This is a genomic window from Saccharothrix mutabilis subsp. mutabilis (assembly GCF_039521145.1).
In the GTDB taxonomy this organism is placed as follows: domain Bacteria; phylum Actinomycetota; class Actinomycetes; order Mycobacteriales; family Pseudonocardiaceae; genus Actinosynnema; species Actinosynnema mutabilis.
This window is the reverse complement of the sequence record NZ_BAAABU010000008.1, coordinates 291,711-311,338: the sequence shown is the minus strand read 5'-3', so window position 1 is coordinate 311,338 and position 19,628 is coordinate 291,711. Positions and strand designations below refer to the sequence as shown.

Annotated in this window: 5 protein-coding genes; 4 read left to right on the top strand and 1 reads right to left on the bottom strand. The window is 72.6% G+C overall.

Translation table 11 applies throughout. The features are described from left to right. The first annotated feature begins 748 nt into the window (after window positions 1-748). Window positions 749-1,243: a YbaB/EbfC family nucleoid-associated protein gene (locus ABD126_RS20685; RefSeq protein WP_343935497.1), complete on the top strand. Its 495-nt coding sequence runs from the start codon at window positions 749-751 to the stop codon at window positions 1,241-1,243. Window positions 1,244-1,261: 18 nt separating this feature from the next. Continuing rightward, window positions 1,262-2,923, top strand: a complete 1,662-nt coding sequence (locus ABD126_RS20680) for a WXG100 family type VII secretion target (protein ID WP_343935496.1) — start codon at window positions 1,262-1,264, stop codon at window positions 2,921-2,923. On the opposite strand, the gene ABD126_RS20675 is transcribed toward ABD126_RS20680, so the two are convergent. Further along, on the bottom strand, window positions 2,920-3,087 hold the full coding sequence (locus ABD126_RS20675) for a hypothetical protein (protein WP_343935495.1): 168 nt from the start codon (window positions 3,085-3,087) through the stop codon (window positions 2,920-2,922). The genes ABD126_RS20680 and ABD126_RS20675 overlap by 4 nt on opposite strands. On the opposite strand from ABD126_RS20675, the gene ABD126_RS20670 reads away from it, so the two are divergent. Both ABD126_RS20670 and sdhC read left to right on the top strand, forming a co-directional pair. Beyond that, entirely contained in the window at window positions 3,086-18,946 is a 15,861-nt protein-coding gene (locus ABD126_RS20670) for a glycosyltransferase (RefSeq protein WP_343935494.1), read from the top strand. The two genes, ABD126_RS20675 and ABD126_RS20670, sit on opposite strands and share 2 nt — an antisense overlap. Window positions 18,947-19,204: 258 nt before the next feature. Further along, window positions 19,205-19,627: a succinate dehydrogenase, cytochrome b556 subunit gene (gene sdhC / locus ABD126_RS20665; RefSeq protein ID WP_309112503.1), complete on the top strand. Its 423-nt coding sequence runs from the start codon at window positions 19,205-19,207 to the stop codon at window positions 19,625-19,627. Window position 19,628: the final 1 nt, after the last annotated feature.

Here is a 19,628-nt window from a genome sequence, read left to right as displayed (position 1 = left end):
GTTTTGCGAGGAACGAGCAAAAGTTTTTCGACCAACCCCGGGAAAGTGTGGTCGGCTCCGCCAGGCCATACGGGGAGGACGGAAAAGCCCCCTCTTTGCTCTTCCTCCCCCGGCGGCCTGCCCGCCGGCGAGGCTCTTTTACGCTTTGAACTGAACGCTCACGCTCTCAAGCCCACGCTTCGCGGGTCCTAACTGGACGCGCTCCGCTCTCTTGACCTCGAACGCGCTTCGCGCTTGGGAGCGCTTCGCGCGTTGAAGGACGCGCTGGCGCGCTCTAGAGCTAAAAGCGGCTGGGGAGGCCGCCAGTGGGGGGGAAGGGCCTGCGTGTTCCCCACCGCATGACCTGGCGGAGCCGACCACAGATTGCCCCGGGTGCCGCTAAAACTTTTGCTCGTTCCTCGCAAAACTTTCGGCGTCACCCGGGGAAATCTGTGGTAGCCCTTCGGGCAGGTCATACGGTGGGGAACACGGAGGCCCCTTGTGGCTGGGAGCCCAGCCCGCCGCGCGGAGCGCGGCGAAGAACGCCGCTGCGCGGCGAAGAACCGCCGCTGCGCGGCGAAGAAGCGCTGCGGAGCGGCGGGGGTGCGTCCAGGTGTCGTTGTAGGGCGCTTCTCGCGGGTGCGGTTCGGAGTTCCGCACCCCTGGCGCCCGGCCCACCCGCACCCCACCCGTTGGCGGCGCGTTGGGACCGCGTTGGCGGGTCCCGCTGAACTCCACCCTGCACCGGTATCCACCCCAGGAGGCAGCCTTGGACCCCCGCGCTTGGCTCGACGACTACGAGTCGCGGATCGCCGACCTGCAACGCAAGTCCGTCGACCTGCAGGAGAACTTCGCCGCCGCCAACGGGCGGGCGACCAGTCAGGACGGGCAGGTCACGGTCACCGTCGGGCCCAGCGGTGCGTTGATGAACCTCGAACTCGGCCACCGGGCCTGCGACCTCGGGCCCGCGCGGCTCACCGCGTTGATCCTGGAGACCGCGCGGTCCGCGCAGAAGGTCGCGGCGGCGCGCGTGGTCGAGGCGTTCGAGCCGCTGGGGGCGGACACCGAGGCCATGCAGTTCGTCCTCGACTCCATCGCCGCGCACGAGGAACCCGAGGAGGACGAGGACGCCTACGAACCGGAGCCCGAACCGGAGCCCGAGCCGCAGCGCGTCCCGCCCCGGCCGCCCGTCGCCGCTCCGCAGCGGCCCGTTCGGAGTGCGCCGCGCGACGACGACGAAGACGACGACAACCAGCCCTGGTGACCTAGGAAGGCGAAACCCATGACCGCCCCCGACAAGCCGATCGCCTCGCCTCCCGGGATGGAGATCACCGAGGAGAACAAGTTCAAGGGCTCGTTGTTCATCGAGGCCTTCGACGGGCTGATCGACTCCATCGGCAAGGACGCCGAGTCCGAGACCGAGAGGGTCCTGGACATCACCTTCAACGCGATCGGCGCGGCGTCGTCGGTCGCCATGTTCGCCATGGACCCGTTCGGGTCGCTGCTCGGCGCGGGCATCGGGTGGTTGATCGAGCACGTGTCGTTCCTCAAAGAGGGTCTCGACCAGTTGATGGGCGACCCCGAGGACATCCAGGCCAACGTCGACGCGACCAAGAAGCAGGCCGCCGAGATCCGGGTGCTCGCCGAGGACCACAAGCAGGGCCTGGTCACGTTCGACGGCTGGACCGGGCAGTCGTCCGAGCGGTTCCAGGCGAGCATGGACGCGATGGGCAAGGAGCTCGACGACCTCGCCAGCGCGGTCGAGACCAAGGCCAAGATCGTCGCCATCTGCGGCGTGCTGGTGCAGGTGCTGCGCGACATCGTCCGGGACATGATCTCGCAGCTGCTCGGTTCGCTTCTTGCGGGAGCGATCGCCGCCGCCGCCGCCGCGATCCCGACGTTCGGCGCGTCGATCGCCGCGTTCATCGGCTTCGCCGTCGGCAAGGCCGTCGCGCTGGCCACGAACATCGCGGCCCGCATCGCCCGGCTGATCGCCGCGCTGACCCGGAACATGGGCCGGATCAAGAACCTCGACGACGTCGTGACCAAGATCGGCAAGGGCTGGGACCGGTTCGAGAACATCGCCGACGTCGCCGAGATCACCTGGGAGGGCTACAAGGCCGCCAAGGACGTCGACAAGGACATCGACAAGGCGAAGAAGCAAGACGACGAGATGGACAAGGTCCAGGCGGCCAACGACAAGGCCAAGGAGGCCAACGAGAAGTACCAGGCCGCCAAGGACGAGGAGAAGAAGCAGGCCGACGAGGCCAAGGCCGCGGGCGACAAGCTCAGCGACGCCTCGGACAAGGCCGCCGAGGCCAACCGCAAGGCCCAGGAGGCGGCGAACGAGGTCAACCGGGCCGCCGCGTCCGGTGACCAGGCGGCCTACGACGCGGCGAAGGCGAAGTTCGACGCGGCCAAGGCCGAGGCGGACGCGGCCCGCGGCGAGGCGGCCAAGGCGGCGGAGGCCGCGGCCAAGGAAGCCCGGGACATGTCGGACGCGGCGAACAAGTCCAAGGAGGCGTTGGACGCCACCAAGGCGCCCGACGACGCCGCCAAGGCCGCCTACGACGAGTACAAGAAGAACAACCCGGGCGGTTCCGCCGACCCCGCCCAGGAGGCGGCGGCCAACGACATGTCCGCCAAGAACGACGCCGCGAAGGCCGCGAACGCCAAGTACGAGCAGGCCAACGCCGACTTCGCCGCCGCCAACGCCGCCGCGGCCGAGGCCAACGCGAAGGCGTTCGCGTCCGGCAGCGACGCCGACATCGCGGCGGCCGAACGCGCGTCCAAGGCCGCGCAGGAGGCGGGCAAGTCCGTCGAGCAGGCCGCCGCCGAGGCGAAGTCGTCCGGCGAGGCCGCGAAGTCCGCCTACGACTCGTACCAGACGAAGTACTCCGCGCCGTCCACGCAGCCGGGCAGCTCGCCCAAGGTCCAGGTCTAGCCACCCCGCAGGAGAGAACCGCTCATGGCGCCCAAGAACCCGGGCGGCGGCAGCAGCACCAGCCCGTCGCCGTCGCCGTCGCCTTCCCCGTCACCGACGCCGCCCCCGCCGCCGGTGGGCGGTCCGACGGGGTCGTCCGGGTTCGGCATGAGCAGTTCCACCATGGACGGCCTGCAATCCAAGGCGGGTGACTTCCAGTCCCGGTTGAACGCCATCACCGGCGGGTTGCGCGGGTTGCAGCTCGGCGGGAACGCGTTGGGCCCGATCGGCCTGTTCGCCGTGCCGGCGCTGAACAACTCGAACAACAACTCGGTGGCGCAGGCGGAGCGGGCGGCGACGACGTTCGGCAACGTCCAGGCGGGGTTGAAGGCGACGGCGCAGACGCACTTCGACACGGACCGCAACAGCCAGAAGGAGTTCAACAAGTTCAACCCGGACTCGGGCGCGCAGAAGCCGCCGGGCGGGCCGACCACCGCGCCGCCGGTGTCGCCGAAACCGTCCGGTCCGCAGGTCAGCACGTTCGGCGGGGTGAAGGGCGGCAGCGGCGCGGGCGTCCCCGGCGCCGCACCGCCCGGCGGGCCGTCGGTAGGGCCGATCACGGGTCCCAAGGGTGGTGCGGGGACCGGACCGTCGGGCGGTCCCAAGACCTCCGGTGGACCGTCGGTCGGGCCGATCACCGGGCCGAAGGGCGGGGCGGGAACCGGGCCGTCGGGCGGCCCCAAGACGCCTGGTGGGCCTTCGGTCGGCCCCATCACCGGGCCGAAGGGCGGGGCGAGCACCACCCCGACCGGCGGCGGCAAGACGCCCGGCGGGCCGTCCGTCGGCCCGATCAGCGGTCCCAAGGGCGGCGGTTCGGTGCCCGGCGGCATCCCGGGCGGCCTCCCCGGCGCCACCCCACCCGCCACCACCCCGCCCAGCACGAAGTCCCCCGGTGGCACTCCCGGCGGCGGCCCCAAGTCCCCTGGTGGCGTCCCGGGCGGCACTCCCGGCATTCCCGGCAGCACTCCCGGCGGCGGCTCCAAGTCCCCTGGTGGTGTCCCAGGCGGCGTCCCGGGTGGGGTTCCCGGCAGCAACCCTCCCGGCAGCAACCTGGGTCCGGGCGCGAAGACCGCCGCCGGCGCGGTCCCCACCGCCACCCCGCCCGCCACCACACCGCCCAGCACCTCGCCCAAGGGCGGCACCCCGTCCCCGATGGCCGGCGGCGTGCCACCGATGGCCGCGGCCCCCGGCGGTCCGGCAGCGGCGAACACCGACCGGTCGAGCAAGTTCACCGGTGGCACCAACGCGGGCAAGGGCGTCTTCGACACCCCCAAGCCCCCCACCGGCAATGGCACCATCGACAAGGCCCCGACCTCGTCCCCGTCCACGCCGCACTCCGCACCGCCGTCGCCCAAGACCGACACCGGCAGCCCGAAGCCACCCCTCGGCTCCTCCGCGCCACCGGTGACGCCCACGCCCAACCCGAACACCGCCGGCCCGAACACGCCCAACACCCCCGGCCAGAAGCCGCCCAGTCAAAACCCGCCCGGCCAGAACCCGCCCGGCCAGAACCCGCCCGGTCAAAACCCGCCCGGCCAGAACACGCCACCGTCGGGCGCGCAGCCGAAGCCCGCCGTCCCCACGCCCACGGCCAACCCCGCCGCCACCCCGCCCGTCACCCCCGGCGCGGTGCCACCGCCGGCGGCCACCCCGGGTGCGAACCCACCCGGCACCGACCGCACCAGCAAGTTCACCGGCGGCCCGACCAAGGGCGTCTTCGACTCGCCCAAGCCCGCCACCCCGGACGGCACCATCACCAAGGCCCCGCCGACCTCCCCCTCGACCCCACCCCCGGCCCCCACGCCGACCCCGGTCACCCCCACCGCGGACCAGCAGCCCCGCACCCGCCCGGCACCCCCGCCCACCACGAACACCGGCACCAACGCCGGCCCCAACCCCACCGGTCCCAACCCCACCGGTCCGAACGCCGGACCGAACGCCGGACCGAACCCGAACCCCAACCCCGCCACACCAGCCCCCGCCACACCAGCCCCGGCCACACCAGCCACCGCCACGCCCGCCACCGGCCCCACGGCGAACCCCACCGTCACCCCGGCGGTCGTGGGCGGCGTGGTCGTCAACAACGGTGGGAAGTTCCAGTTCGGACCGCGTCCGCAGGGCTCCCGCCTCACCGGCATCGTCACGACCATCCGCAACCTCGGCCGCTTCTTCGCCCCGACCCCCACCCCACCGCCGACCCCGACGTCACCCCCCACGCCGACGGTCACCACCCCCAGCCCGATGGCACCGGTGCTCAAGCCGAGTGCCAACCCCGCCGCGGTCGACGTCCCCACGCTCAAGCAGCACATCACCCAGGCCGTGCAGCAGGGGGCGCCCATCCGCGCGCGCATCCTGCTCAACCGCCTCAGCGGCACCGACGTCCACGCCGAACTCCAGGCCCACTTCGACCAGGAGGTGGCCAACAACCCGAGCGTGCCGCCGGTGGACGTGCCCAAGCAGGTCAACTTCGTCTGGTTCGGCGCCACGCCCAAGCCCGGCGCGGTCGAGAACATGGTCCAGTGGGCCGGCAAGGCCGCCGACACCGACGGCCAGTGGAAGATCACCCTCTGGACCGACAAGGGCGCGGCGAAGTGGGACCCGGCCGTGGTCCAGCAGCTCAACGACGCCGGCATCGAGATCAAGACCGACACCGACGCCCTGGTCAACGACCTCTCCCTGGACGTCGAGAGCCGCGCCGAGAACCGCAAGCCCACGCTCGCCGAGATCTACCGGAAGTCCGAGCAGGTCGGCGCGTACAACCTCGCCTCCGACATCGCCCGCTACGCCGTCCTGGCCAAGCAGGGCGGCGTCTACGCGGACGTCGACATCGCCCCCGGCTCGGTGAACCTGACCGACGTCGGCGACATGCGCATGCAGCAGGACGACGTCCCGCTGTTCGCCCCGCGCCTGCGCGACGAGAAGAGCGTCCGCGACGAACTGGGCCTGGGCAAGGACGACCCGATCAGCCCCGAGCAGGTGAACGAGGCCGCCGCCGGCCGGTACGAGAAGGGGTCGCTGAACAACAACTTCATCGTCGCGCCGCCGAGTTCGAACTTCATCCGGGCGTTCGCGGACACCATCCCGCAGAAGTACACGTCCCTGAAGAACCAGATGCCGCCCAAGACCTTCGACAGCGAGTTGAAGAACCTGGCGTCGGACATCTCCGGCCCGACCGTGCTCAACGACTCGCCGGTCCCGTGGATGAAGCCGTCCGACGGCCTCATGGGCCGCTACACCATGCACAACTCGGACCTCGGCTTCCAGCCGGTGGAGAACGGCCCGCTCAAGCCGCTGGTCAAGCCGACCGACTTCCAGGCCCTGTTCGACCCGGCCGTCAAGGACAAGTGGTCGGGCCTCCAGTGGGTCACCGACCTGAGCAGCGACCAGCTCGACACCCCCGCCGGCCCGTCGAACGACCCCGGCACGTCCAGCCGCCCCGCACCGCAACCCACGCCGGACGCGCCTCCGGCCACCACGCCACCGGCCACCACGCCACCGGCCACCCCGGGCACGACGCCGCCGGCCACCGACGCCCCGCCGCGCAGCCGGGACGTCGCCAACGACGAGTCCTGGCGGCACAGCACCGACAGCACCGCCGACTGGTTCACCCCGGACAACCCGCAGCCGTCGAGCCAGTGGAACGACGTGCGGGACAAGGCTCCCGTGCGCACGGTGAACACCGAGGTCGCCGACGTGCAGCGGTCGAGCACGCCGACCAGCGTCGACTCCATCACCGGTCTCGTCCGGCACGACGTGCGGCGGATGGAGGTGGCACCCGGGCAGTGGGTCAAGGAGTACACGCTCAAGGTGCACCTCAACCCGGCCGCCGACGTCCCGCAGTCCACTGTGGACGACGTGCGGAACCGGGCCACCGAGGGCGTGGACCGCTTGCTGAACAAGGGTTACCGGCTGCCGTCCGGTGACCAGTTCCACGCGCGCGTCGAGTTCGTCACCGACCCCGCGCAGGCGCACACGAGCATCAACGTCTCCGCCAACCCCAACGCGGACCAGCTCAACTGGAGCACCGGCTCGTCGGCGAACGTGCTGGCGCACGAGGTCGCGCACTACTTCGGCCTGCCCGACGAGTACAAGGACGCGGCCGGTCCGGACGCGCGCATCTTCAACAGCGACGGCAAGCCGCTGCCCGCCGGGCACACCCCGTCGAACTACGTGGTGCAGGACAACGGCCTGATGGGCGCGGGCGTGGACGCCGACCCGGCGCTCAAGCCGCGGCACCTGTGGCAGATCGAGCGGACCACCAACAGCCAGGTGATGGTCCCCGACGCCGACCACGCCACCCTGCGCAACCCGGACAGCCCGCGCCAGTCGCCGCCGCCGCGCCTCCCCGACCACGGCGCCCGCCCGGACACCGACGTCCGAGCCACCGACGTCCACGCCACCGTCCCACCCCCTCCGCCGCCACCCCCCGCACCTCCCACGACCGCACCTCCCACGACCGCACCCAGCACGACCACCGCGGCCGGCAACCAGGGCACGCCGCCACCGCCCCCTCCGGCGAACAACGGCAACCAAGGCGCACCCCCACCGCCGCCACCCCCGAACAACGGCAACCAGGGCGCGCCACCGCCCCCGCCCGCACCCTCCGGCGGGCCGGCCGGCGGTCCGCCGCCCCCACCCCCGGGCGGTTCGCAGCAGTCGTCGCACGTCGGCCCGTCCGCGCCGCCCGCGACGTTCTCAGCGCGCCTCGACCAGTCCCTGACCGAGGGCGTCTCGGCGAACCTCCCCGAGACGCTCCCGTCGATCCCGATGGACATCGCGGGCGTGCAGGTGGACGTCGGCCCGATCCAGGCCGGTTTCGACGCCCTGTTCGACACGCTCCAGCACGACTACGGCGTCACCACCCGGCCCGCCGTCAACCCGGACCTGGTCGTGCGCCTGGACGAGGGGACCTTCGCCCGGCACTTCGCCGTCCAGCAGGCGATGGACGAAGCCCTCAACACCGGGGAGCGCGGCGAGTCCGACCTGACCGTCGACCAGCTCACCGACCAGGGCATCGACCCCGGGCAGGTCCGCGCCGAGATCCTCAGCCCCGACTTCCTGGCCCGCCTGAACAACGGCGACCCGGACGCGGTGGCCCGCCTCGACGCCGTGCTCGACCAGGTCGCCGCGCTCAAGGCCGGGAACGGCGACGTCGACGCCATGCGCAACCAGCTCATCCAGAACACCAGCACCAACCCGGCGCGGGCGATCAACGGCCACGTCCTGCTCAACACCAACCACCTCAACGGCCTGAGCACCGACCCCGCGCGCCGCGCCGACGCCATCCGGCACCTCCTGGTGCACGAGTTCATGCACGCCCATTCGGTGGGCAGCGACCAGACCTTCGCGCACCGCCACGGGCAGGGCGGCGTCTACAGCGCCAACCTCAACCCCGACGAGGCGATGACCGAGATGCTCGCCCGCCGCGTCACCGACGCCTTGGCGCAGCGGCTGGGCGAGACGCCGCAGTACAACGAGTTCCCGAACGGCGGCAACCGCTACCAGGACAACATCAACCGCCTCACCACCGAGCTGAACAGGCCGAACCGCACCTGGGCCCCGTTCGACCCGGACCAGACGTTCCGCACGATGCTCGGCGAGTACTTCGGCACCCCCACGACGGCCCCGCAGACGGCGACCCGAGGGGCACCACCCCCGGCCGGCAACCAGGGCACGCCGCCGCCGCCCGGACCCCCGCCACCGCCGCCACCCGGTGACGGCCCGGGACCGTCGCAGCCGGCCACGGCCACCCCGGCCCAACCCGCGTCGTTCTCCCAGCAGCGCGACACCCGGCTGACCCAGGGCGTCCTCGACCGGATGCCGGCGGACATCCCCCCGGCCACGCTGCGCATCGCGGACGTCGAAGTGGACACCGCCGAGATCCAAGCGGGCCTGGACGCGCTGTTCGCCACCCTCCAGACCGAGTTCGGCCTGCCCCCGGTCCCCGCGCCCGCGGTCAACCCCGACCTGGTGGTCCGGCTCGACGAGCCGACGTTCGCCCGGCACTTCGCCGTCCAGCAGGCCTTGGACGAAGCGCTGCGCACCGAGGGCCGCGGCTCGTCGGACCTGACCGTCGAGCAGCTCACCCAGCAGAACGTCGACCCGGAGCAGGTGCGCGCCGAGATCCTCGACCAGGACTTCCTCGACCGCCTCCACCGGGGCGAAGCCGAAGCCACCGCCCGCCTGAACGGCCTCCTCGACACGGTCGCGCGCCTCAAGGCGGGCTCGGGCGACGTCCAGGCCATGGTGGACACGCTCGTGGAGAACACCCGCACCAACCCCGCGCGGGCGATCAACGGGCACGTCCTGGTCAACCTCGGCCAGCTCGACGACCTCGCCACCAACGACCAGCGCCGCGCCGACGCCGTCCGGCACCTCCTGGTGCACGAGTTCATGCACGTCCACTCGGCCGGCAGCGACCAGACCTTCGCGCACCGCGACGGCGCGGGCGGCGTCTACAGCGCCAACATCAACCCCGACGAGGCGATGACCGAGATGCTCGCGCGCCGCGTCACCGACGCCCTGGCGCAGCGGCACGGCCAGACCCCGCAGTACATCGAGTTCCCGAACGGCGACCGGCGCTACCAGCGCAACATCGACGACCTGAACGACGTGTTCGACCGCCCGCGCCGCCCGTGGGACAAGTTCAACGCCGACGGGTCCTTCCGGACGATGGTCCGCGACTACTTCGGCTTCCGCGACCCCGCGCCGTCCTCCAGCACCGGCACCGCCCCCGGCGACCAGGGCGCACCGCCCCCACCGCCACCGCCGCCGCCGGGTGGGAGCAACAACGCGCCGCCACCGCCACCCCCGCCCCCGCCGGGCGGCACCAACGCGGCGAGCCAGAACCCGCCCGCCGGTCAGCAGCCGCCGACCGGTGACCGGAGCGCGCCCCCGCCACCACCGCCCCCGCCCGCCCCGCGCACCCGCCCGGCACCGCCGCCGGCGATCCCGCTGGTCGTGGTGACCCCGCCGGTGCCCGCGACGGTCCTCCCCGGCCCGCTCCCGCCGTTCTTCCAGGGCAACCAGGCCCTGGGCACGATCGCCACCAACGACGTGCACGGCGTGGACCGGGTCACCAGCGCCGTCTCCACCCTGCTCACCACCCAGAACCCCAACGGCCGGCAGCTCGGCGTCGACCACCTCGGCCACGAGCTGAGCACCAACTTCGAGTCGTTCCTCGGCCCCGGCCGCACCTTCCAGGTCAAGGTCGGCGGCACGTGGCTCGACGCCAAGGTCCAGGCCGTCCTGCAGAACACCGGCGCCGACACGACCAGCCGCCCGCCGCAGACCACCAAGGTGGACATGCAGGTCAACAGCGGCACCAGCACGTCCACCACGACCAACCTCACCACCGCGAACACCGTGGGCGTCAGCGCGTCCGCCAGCCAGGGCCTCGGCGCGTACGGCGCGCTCTCGGTCAGCACCCCGCTGTCCACCCCGGCCACCACCAGCACCACGAGCACGGCCACGGTGGACAACCGGGTGATCCGCGCGGGCGAGACCTCGACGCGGGTGGACGTCCCGGTGTCGGTCCTGGTCACCCTCACCGACCCGGTCACCGGCACGGTCCTGGACCAGGCGAGCGTCCGCACCGACGACGGCGGCCCGGTCGGCGTGTCCCTCCAGATCCCCGACGACCTGCGCAACCTCGGTCCCGGCAAGCCCGGCGACATCCGGCCGCCCAACGACGACTGGGGCACCAGGGTCGAGCACGTCGTCCCGGAGGCGGTCCACGTCGACCCGGCCGACGCGAACGCGGCGTTCAAGGCGCTGTCCGAGGCCCTGCACCCGTCGATCACGCTGCCCGGCGCGGACGGCCGCACCCAGCTGCGCGACTTCCTCAGCGGCACGAACATCCGCGACAACCTCGGCCCCATGCTCGGCGGCTGGGTCACCTCGCCCAACCTGACCAGCCCGAACGGCGGTCACACGGGCGCGGTGCGGATGACCGCGCACCCGGTGACCGCGGAACTGGTCGGCACCCACAGCGCGGCCCAGCTGCGCCTGCACGACGCCACCACCACGGGCACCGGCGTCAGCTCCACGGTCAGCAGCGGCTTCGACGTGAGCGCGGCCGTCGGCGGCGGCGTGGGCGCGCCCAGCGTCGGCGTCGGCTCGGCCGGCCTCACCGGCGGCTACGGCGCGAAGACGTCCGTCACGGCCAACGCCGGCACCACCACGACCAACAAGACCGGCATCCAGGTCAAGGGCGACACCGGCCTCTACAAGGTGACGACGAACGTCGAGGTGCAGACGTCCAACGGGAAGAGCTTCACCTTCCCGGTCACCTCCTACGTCCGCATGGGCCTGCCCGAGGCCGCCGCGCACGGCCTGCCCACCCCGGACGGCACGCGCGACACCACCACCCGGCCGACCAAGGACGGCAAGCCGCGCTACGAACCGCTCTACCTGTCCACGGGCCTGGCCGCGGGCAACATCCGGGTCGGCGAGTTCGCGCCGGCGAGCAACGTGCAGCCGACCGTCGAGCAGGCGCTGCGCGACGTCCCGGAGCTCAAGGGCCTCCTGCCGGACTGGGAGAAGGCGGGTGACCGCCTCAAGACCGCCCACAAGTCCGCGGAACTGACCCAGCAGCTCGCCAACCAGCGCAAGCTGGACGCCGAGCTGTCGCCCACCGCGCTGAAGTCCAAGATGGACAGCCTGCTCGGGCCGGGCGTCCAGGTGCAGTTCAAGCGCGAGGGCACCGCGCACGACACCTTCGTCAACGTCAAGATCACCGCGAAGCTGTCCGACGGCACGCACCTGGGCGAGGCGGACGCGCGCAACATCCGCGGCTCGTCGTCCACCGCGCCCAAGCTGGACAGCGCCGCGAGCACGCAGAAGGGGTTCAGCGCGGGCGTCGAGGGCCGCGGCGGCGCGTCGCTCAAGCCGCCGGGCGCGAGCGTGTCGCCGACCGCGACGCTGGCCGCGAAGTACAACCAGTCCACGGCCGTGAAGACGACCGCGGGCCCGACGGTGAACAGCACGTCCCTGCACGTGGGCAGCGCGGACGCGCAGGTCTTCGCGCACGACGTCGAGTTCACCGTCGAGATCACCGAGTTCAGCCGCACCCGGTCGTGGGTCAAGCGGGTCACGATCGGCTCGCCGAACCTCCAGGTGCCGGACCCGAAGCCGGTCGCCACCATCACCCCGGCGGACAAGCCCGAGCTGAGCGGCAAGGTCCACCTGTGGGTGTCGGACGGGTCGGCGCTCAAGACCGACCAGTCGGCGTTCAAGCCGGGCGACCCGACGACCGTGCCGCTGCCGCCGAACGTCACCGTCTCGGCGGTGCTCAACCCGCCCACGGCCAAGCCCAAGCAGCCCGACTGGCTGCACGTCGAGGCCGTGGCGAACGCGGAAGTCCTGAAGGACAACGCGATCAAGCTGCTCAACGAGGCCGCGGGCGGCAAGGACACCGCGCTCACCGTGCCCGGCACGGAGTCGCGCAACCAGATCGACCGGATGTTCTCCCCGGAGAACCTCAAGGCGAACCTGCGCAAGATGGCCGAGACCGGCGTGGGCGAGACCGGGTTGCGCTACGACCGGCGGGTGGCCGACCGGACCGGCGCGATCGGCATGTCCGTCGAGCTGAGCACGCCGCGCCTGGTGTCGGTCTCGGACATCACGCCGACCGAGAACGCCACCACCGGCGGGGCGAAGGCGGCCGAGACCACGACCAAGGGCAAGTCGGTCGACGGCACGGTGTCCGCCGGTTTCGGCGCGCGGCCAAGCGGCGCGTCGCCGAAGGGCGCGAGCGGGTTCACCGCGCAGGCCAAGTGGACGCCGTGGTCGAAGTCCGACGCGAAGGCGACCGAGGTCGGCGGGTCCGTGGACCGCAACCTGGTCACGCCGCCCGCCGAACGCACCGTGCTGGTGCAGATGGACGCCACGTTCACCGTCGCGACCGAGAGCCGCAACGAGAACGTGGCGCACAAGGGCACGCCGCAGGCCAAGGCGGCGGCCGTGGTCATGCCCGGCGGCGTGTTCGTGCGGGTCAGCGAGCAGACCGCGCGCGAGATGGGCCTGCTGCCGGACGTGAAGCAGCCCGAGCCCGCCAAGCACGGCACCATGCAGCCGCCCAAGCGGCTCAACCCGAACGAGCCGGGCGCGCTGGGCCTGAGCCTGGTGGACAAGGCGCCCGACCTGTCCGCGACCGTGAAGGACCTCGCCGCCCGGATCAACAAGGACACGGGGCTCATCCCGGACTCGGTGCTCGACGACTCGATGAGCAACCTCCAGCGCCTGGTCGACCTGACCTCGCCGACCGGCGTGAAGGCGCTGGTGGACAGCGCGCTGGACGGCGGCGTGCCGCTGCTGCTGCACAAGCCCGGCGCGGTCGTCGGCAAGGACAGCTACCAGGTCACGCTGAAGGCGCACGTCGGCGTGCCGGTGTTCGACAAGGCGGTCAACGACGGCCGCGAGATCGAGCACACGATCTCGGGCACCCGCAAGGACTCCGACGCGCACGGCAAGGGGTCGAGCTGGGGCCTGGGCGTGAAGGTGCCCGGCAGCGCGGTGCCCGACGCGTCCGGGAACCTCTCCGGCAACGTCGGCGTCGCGGTCGGCGCGAACGTCGGCTTCGGGCAGACCAAGACCACGACCGAGGCCACCACCGACCAGTTCGGGCACCTGCGCGCGGGCAGCGGGCCGGCCGTCCGCTACGACGTGCCGGTCCGGTTCGAGCTGGTGGTGGAGAAGGGCAGCAAGGTCGTCGGCAAGGCCGTGAGCCCGGAGACCACGCTGGGCGTGCGGCTGCACGCCGACAGCGTGCGGGTGCAGCCGCCGACCGGGCCGGAGGCGCGCGACGGCTACCGGGCCGAGGCGGACAGCCGGCCCGCGGCCGACGCCGCGCCGGACCGGGTCACCGCGTGGCAGAACGGCGGCGTGGACCTGCCGACCACCGCGTCCGTCGAGGGCCTGCGCGGCGCGGCGGACGTGCGGCGGGCCGCCATCGCGGCGTTGCAGAAGGCGGGCGCGGGCGGCGGGATCACCGGCAAGGGCACGGCCCCGCTGAACGCCCTGCTGACCACGCTCAGCTCCGAGCACCTCCAGCCGAGCCTGCCCGGCATGACCAAGGCGCCGCTGGACGTGCCCGGCCTGCACGAGTCCACGCTGGGGTCGGCGCAGCACGCGGACCTGAAGGTGTACGCGCGGCTGGTGAACCCCCGCCTCGGGTCGCTCAGCGACTCGGTGAACCTGGAGAACCCGACCACGACCGTGCACGCGGTGTCCACGGACGTGAAGTCCGCGCAGACCGGCGACGTGTCGATCGGGATCGCCAGCGGCGGGTTCTCGCAGGCCGCCAAGGACGCGCAGGGCAACCCGGACCCGGTCCGCACGCCGAACTTCAGCACCGGTGGGATCGAGGCCAAGCACGCGAGCGAGGCGTCCACCACGGACTCGTCCGGGCCGACCGGCAACAAGGTGCAGAACCTCAAGCCGCAGGGCCGGACCGGGCTGGTGGAGTTCGACGTCGAGTACCGGGTCGTGGCCGACCTGGGCGGCGGGAAGGTCGGCGTGTACGACCTGAGCGTGCCCGGTTCGGCGGACGTCCGCCTGCCCGCCGCCGAGCTGGAGACCCTGCTCGGCAAGCCGCTGGGCGACGACCTGGGCGCGGCGCAGAAGGAGGTCGCCGACACCGCGAAGGCGTGGCGCACGGCCGAGGTCGCGGTGGACGACGCCCGCCACGCGGCGCAGGACCTGATCACCGAGTCCGCCGCCGCGAAGGCGCAGGCGCAGAAGGCCGTCGCCGACGCCCGGGAGGACCTGGACAAGGCCGTCACCGCGCACACCCTGGCGACGCAGAACCTGCCCGACCTCCAGCAGGCGCTGGAGGAAGCGCAGTTGGAGGAGCGGACGGCCCGCGAGGAGCTGGGCCGCGTGCAGGGGGACATCCCCGACCTCGAACGCCTGGCCCGCCGCACGACCACGTTGGCCGGTCTGGCCGACGAGGACGTGCGGACGACCGGCGAGACCGTGGCCGCGCGGGAGACCCAGGTCCGCACGGCGAACGAGCGCCTGGCGCTGGCCAACGAGAACCTGACGGCCGCCGACGAGGCTCTGGCGGCGTTCACCGGTCCGCCCGAGGCACGCGGCGGTCTGGAGACCGAGGTCCGGGAGGCGGCCGAAGCCGTCGAGGCCCGGGAGAAGGACCTGGAGAAGCTCGCGAAGAGCCTCCAGGACGCGCGCGACGAGCACCAGGTCGCTTTGGACGAGCAGAAGGACGCCAAGGAGGCCGCCGAGAAGGCCGCCAAGAAGCTGGAGGACGCGCAGGAGGCCGAGCGGGCGGCGATCGAACGGGTCACCCTGGCCACGACCGCGGTGGTGCGGGCCGAGCTGGACCTGGAGCCGGTGGCCGAGGCGGCGGCGAAGGCCGAGCTGGACCGCCAGGCGGCCCAGACGGCGTACGAGCTGGCGGTCGACGACGGCCGCCGGGTGGTGGAGGACGCCGACCAGGCGATCCTCGACGCCGAGACGGCCCTGGCCGAACGCCGCGCGGCAGCCGACGCCGAGCAGGCCAGGTGGTGGGCGGCGAAGTCGGCGGTGGACCAGCGGATCACCACCTTCAACACGACTCCGCCACCGCCTCCTCCCGCACCCCACGCGCCGGCCCCGCCCGTGCCACCGCCGGCCGCCGAGTCGGAGATCCAGCCGGCCCCACCCGTGCCACCGCCGGCCGCCGAGTCAGAGATCCAGCCGGCCCCACCCGTGCCACCGCCGGCCGCCGAGTCAGAGATCCAGCCGGCCGCGCCCGTGCAACCGCCGGCCGCACCCCACGCGCCGGCCCCGCCCGGCACGCCCGTGCAGCCGCCGGCCGCCCCGCTGCCGGTCACCCCGAGGTCCGCCCCGACCGGTCCCGCACCGGAGCGGTCGTTCGACTTCGCCGACACCCTCTCCGACACCCAGCGCGCCGAACTCGACACCCTCGCCGCCGAACTCGCCGAGGCCACCGCCCAGCGCGACCGACTCGGCTACCTGCCGCCCACCGTCGAGGTCTCCGGCGCGAACGCCGGCACCGTCGCGCAAGCCCTCGCCGAGCAGGGGATCGAGTCCAAGGTCACCCCGGGCCGCGCCGACGGCGTGGACGTCAAGGTCGACTGGGACCTCAAGCGCCCCGAGGGCCACGTCACCCCCGTCCCACCGGTGGGCACGAAGATCACCGGAACGGTGATCACCTCCCCCGAACCGTCACGCTCCGTCCTGGACGACCCGTCCTGGCGGCACAGCACCGCCCCCGACGCGGACTGGTTCACCCCCACCGACCCCGTCCCGAACGCCGCCATCGAGGAGGCCCGCGCCACCGCCCCGATCACGTCCACCGTCCGCGGCGAGGACAGCGGTGTCCTGACCAACTCCGCCGTCACCCCCGACGGCATCACGCTCAACGCGTGGCGCGGCCCGATCGCCTACGACGTCCGCACCATGACGATCGACGGCGTCGAGGTCCACGACCTCACCGTCCGGCTCCACCTCGACGGCCACCCCGACCAGGCGGCGGCCGTCCGGGAGCGCACCCGCGCCGGGATCGAGGAGTTGTTCAACCGGGGCAACCGGCTCCCGGGCGGCGGCCAGCTCCACGTCACCGTCGAGTTCGCCGACCACCCCGCCGACGCCCACGCCACGATCACCCTCACCGACCCGGCGGGCCGCGCCGACCAGCTCACCTGGCCGGTCGACACGGACGCCCGCCGCCTCGCCCACGAGGTCGGCCACTTCCTCGGCCTCCAGGACGAGTACCTGGAGACCGACGCGGTGAAGCCGGTCTTCCAGCACCAGGACGGCAAGGGCCGGGTGGTCGCCGACAACGCGCCCATGACCGCCGGCATCGACGCCCCCGACACCGCCCTCATGCCCCGCAACGCGTGGCTCATCGCGAGCCGCATGAAGGCGTTGGAGTCGCCGAACCCGCCCGCCGCCGGACCGTGGGCGGACCAGGCCCCGCCCCCGCACGCGCCCGCCAAGCGCACGGTGGACGACATGGAGATCGACGACGTCCCCGGCGAGCAGTCCAACAAGCGCTGGGAACACGAGGGCGACGACCCGTCCGACGGGGACGAGGACGTCGAGATGACCGAGGACGGCACGGTCACCCCCGACAACCCGGGCGGCATCCAGAACGCCGCCTTCGAGAACCTCGCCGGGGGCCGCGCGCTGACCCCGATCACCCCGGCCGACTACCTCGACCGCACCCGCCGGGGCATCGCGGCCAACGAGCCGCCGGCGTTCGTCGTCAACATGATCGTCCGCGCCGGCGAACTGGACCAGCTCGACGCCGTCATCGGCGGCGTCATGGCGAACACCCCGCCCGAGCTGCACGGCCGGGTCGCGTTCGTCCTCGGCGTCAACGCCCCGACCCGGCAGGAGGTCGACACGGCGCTGGCCGCCGCGAACGCCGCGGTCCAAGCCCGCCCGGAGCCGATCGCCCTGGTGAACCTGCCCCACCCGAACCGGGGCTTCGCGTTCGGCGAGACCCGCAACCGGACGATGGACAGCGGCGCCCACCGGTTCGCCGTCCACGCCCTCGCCGCCGGCGGCGCTCACCCGTACGTGTCGGTGATGGACTTCGACGCGAGCGACCGCCGCACCCCGTCCGGCGAGCACGTGTTCGCCCACGTGACGGCCCTCATGGACGCCACGGACGTGGACGACAACCCCGAACCGCTGCGCCCGCTGCTCGTCGGCGGCGGCTACCGGGTCACCGACCCGACCCAACTGGTCCAGGACACCCTCGCCCGGATCAACGCCGACCAGTCCCTCACGCCCGAGGCCCGGCAGTCCCTCGTGGACGGTGTGCTGCACCCGGACTTCGTGCCGAACTTCGAGCGGCACGTCGCGGCCGACATGCACGCCCGCCGCAACCAGTCCGGCATCCACCCGCTGCTGCCGTACACGCCGGAGCCGAACCTGTTCTTCGACGCCCTGGTGCCGCTGGTGGACGACACGGTCCGGTTCGGGCCCGACGGCGCGGAGTTCGGCGGGCTGGGCCGGTCGCTCAACCGGTTCTACGCGACCGAGCTGGCCGCCGTGCACGCGCCGGACCTCGCGAACGACGACCCGGACGACGTGCGGGAGCGGGTGAACGTGGACGCGCAGAACAACCGGCACCCGGTGCGCGGCCTGGCGTTCGCCACGGACTTCGTGGACGGCGCGACCGGCACCGACCTGTCCCGCCTGGCCTACGGCCACCTCAAGGACGGCAAGCTGCCCCAGTCGCACACCGCGCTGCCCAACGTCACCGAGCGGTTCGTCGCGAACAAGGCCGCCAAGCAGGGCACCCGGTTCGCCAACCAGCGCGAGCAGGCCGCGAACGGCACCGTGCCCGAGCCGTTCCCGGTGCCGCCGCCCGGCCGGTCCTCGACCACGTGGAACCCGTCCACCCGGACCCGGACCGAGCTGGGCGCGCCGAAGAAGAACGCGCTCAACCCGGCCGTCTCGACGCCGCTGCCCGCGCCGTTCCAAGGGGTCACCGCGGGCGTCCAGCCGGAGCACAAGGTCGTGTCGGCGCACGGCCTGGTCACCTCCGACCACGTCAGCGAGGCCCGGCGGCACCTGCGGTTCATCGCTGCGGACCTGCTGCCGACCGCCCCGCCGCCCACCGCCGACGGCCTGTACGCGGCGGTCGGCCAGGCGGCGGGCGTCGACCCGGTGGCCCTGCGGCACGGCGTGGTGACGGCGGCGGCCGACGAGGCCACCGCGCACGCCGTGGCGGAGTTCACCGTGGCGCGCCCGATGCGCCGGGGCCACCTGTACGGGGCGCTGGTGGAGAACCTGAACTGGACGTTCCGCGACCCGGCCGAGAACGCACGGGCGGGCAACGCGCGCGACCTCACCGGCCGGCTCATCGCCACCCGGTTGGGCGTGAACGTGGTGGTCCACCAGGGCGGCCAACCGACCGTGCTGCACCCCTTGAACGGCCCCGCCCCGCACTCGGTGGAAATCGAACTCGTCGTGGTGAACGGGGTCGCGACTTACCGCAGGCGCTGAGCGCGAAGGCGATCGGCGAAAAAGTCTCGAAAAGGTCTCGGAAGTGCGGTCCGGATCACTCGCCCGAGTGATCCGGACCGCACAGGCTCTCCCTATCCGGTGTGAAGTGAATGCATCAAGGACGACCCATTTGTTCTGTCAGTCACAGACGGCGGCGGCCATTGGGTCGCCGGAACCGGGCGGGACTAGCATCCGGGGGTCAAGGTCCCTCCCAGTGCGGGGAGACCAGTCCACCACTGACGCTGGAGGCCGTTGCGCATGGCCGGCACCACCGCAACCGAGCGGTCGGGCACCTCCAAGGGAGGCGGCACGCTCTACCGTGGCGATCTGGGCATGTGGTCCTGGGTCGCCCACCGCATCACCGGTGTGTTGACGTTCTTCTTCCTGTTCGCGCACGTCCTGGACACCGCGCTGGTGCGCGTGTCGCCGGACGCGTACGACAAGGTCATCGAGACCTACAAGAACCCGATCGTCAACCTGTTCGAGGTCGGCCTCGTCGGGGCGGTGCTCTACCACGCGCTCAACGGCATCCGCGTGATGCTCGTCGACTTCTGGGAGAAGGGTCCCCGCTACCAGCGCCAGATGCTGTGGGCGATCCTCGGCCTCTGGGTGCTCGTGATGATCCCGGGCACCTACTTCATGCTGGTCCGCACGGTGTCCGAGATGTTCGGGGGTCACTGAC

What these genes read in the sequence shown, in the direction of transcription:
- sdhC (WP_309112503.1), top strand. Translation starts at nt 19,205, where the DNA reads ATGGCCGGCACCACCGCAACCGAGCGGTCGGGCACCTCCAAGGGAGGC.
- ABD126_RS20675 (WP_343935495.1), bottom strand. Translation starts at nt 3,087, where the DNA reads ATGGTGGAACTGCTCATGCCGAACCCGGACGACCCCGTCGGACCGCCC.
- ABD126_RS20680 (WP_343935496.1), top strand. Translation starts at nt 1,262, where the DNA reads ATGACCGCCCCCGACAAGCCGATCGCCTCGCCTCCCGGGATGGAGATC.
- ABD126_RS20670 (WP_343935494.1), top strand. Translation starts at nt 3,086, where the DNA reads ATGGACGGCCTGCAATCCAAGGCGGGTGACTTCCAGTCCCGGTTGAAC.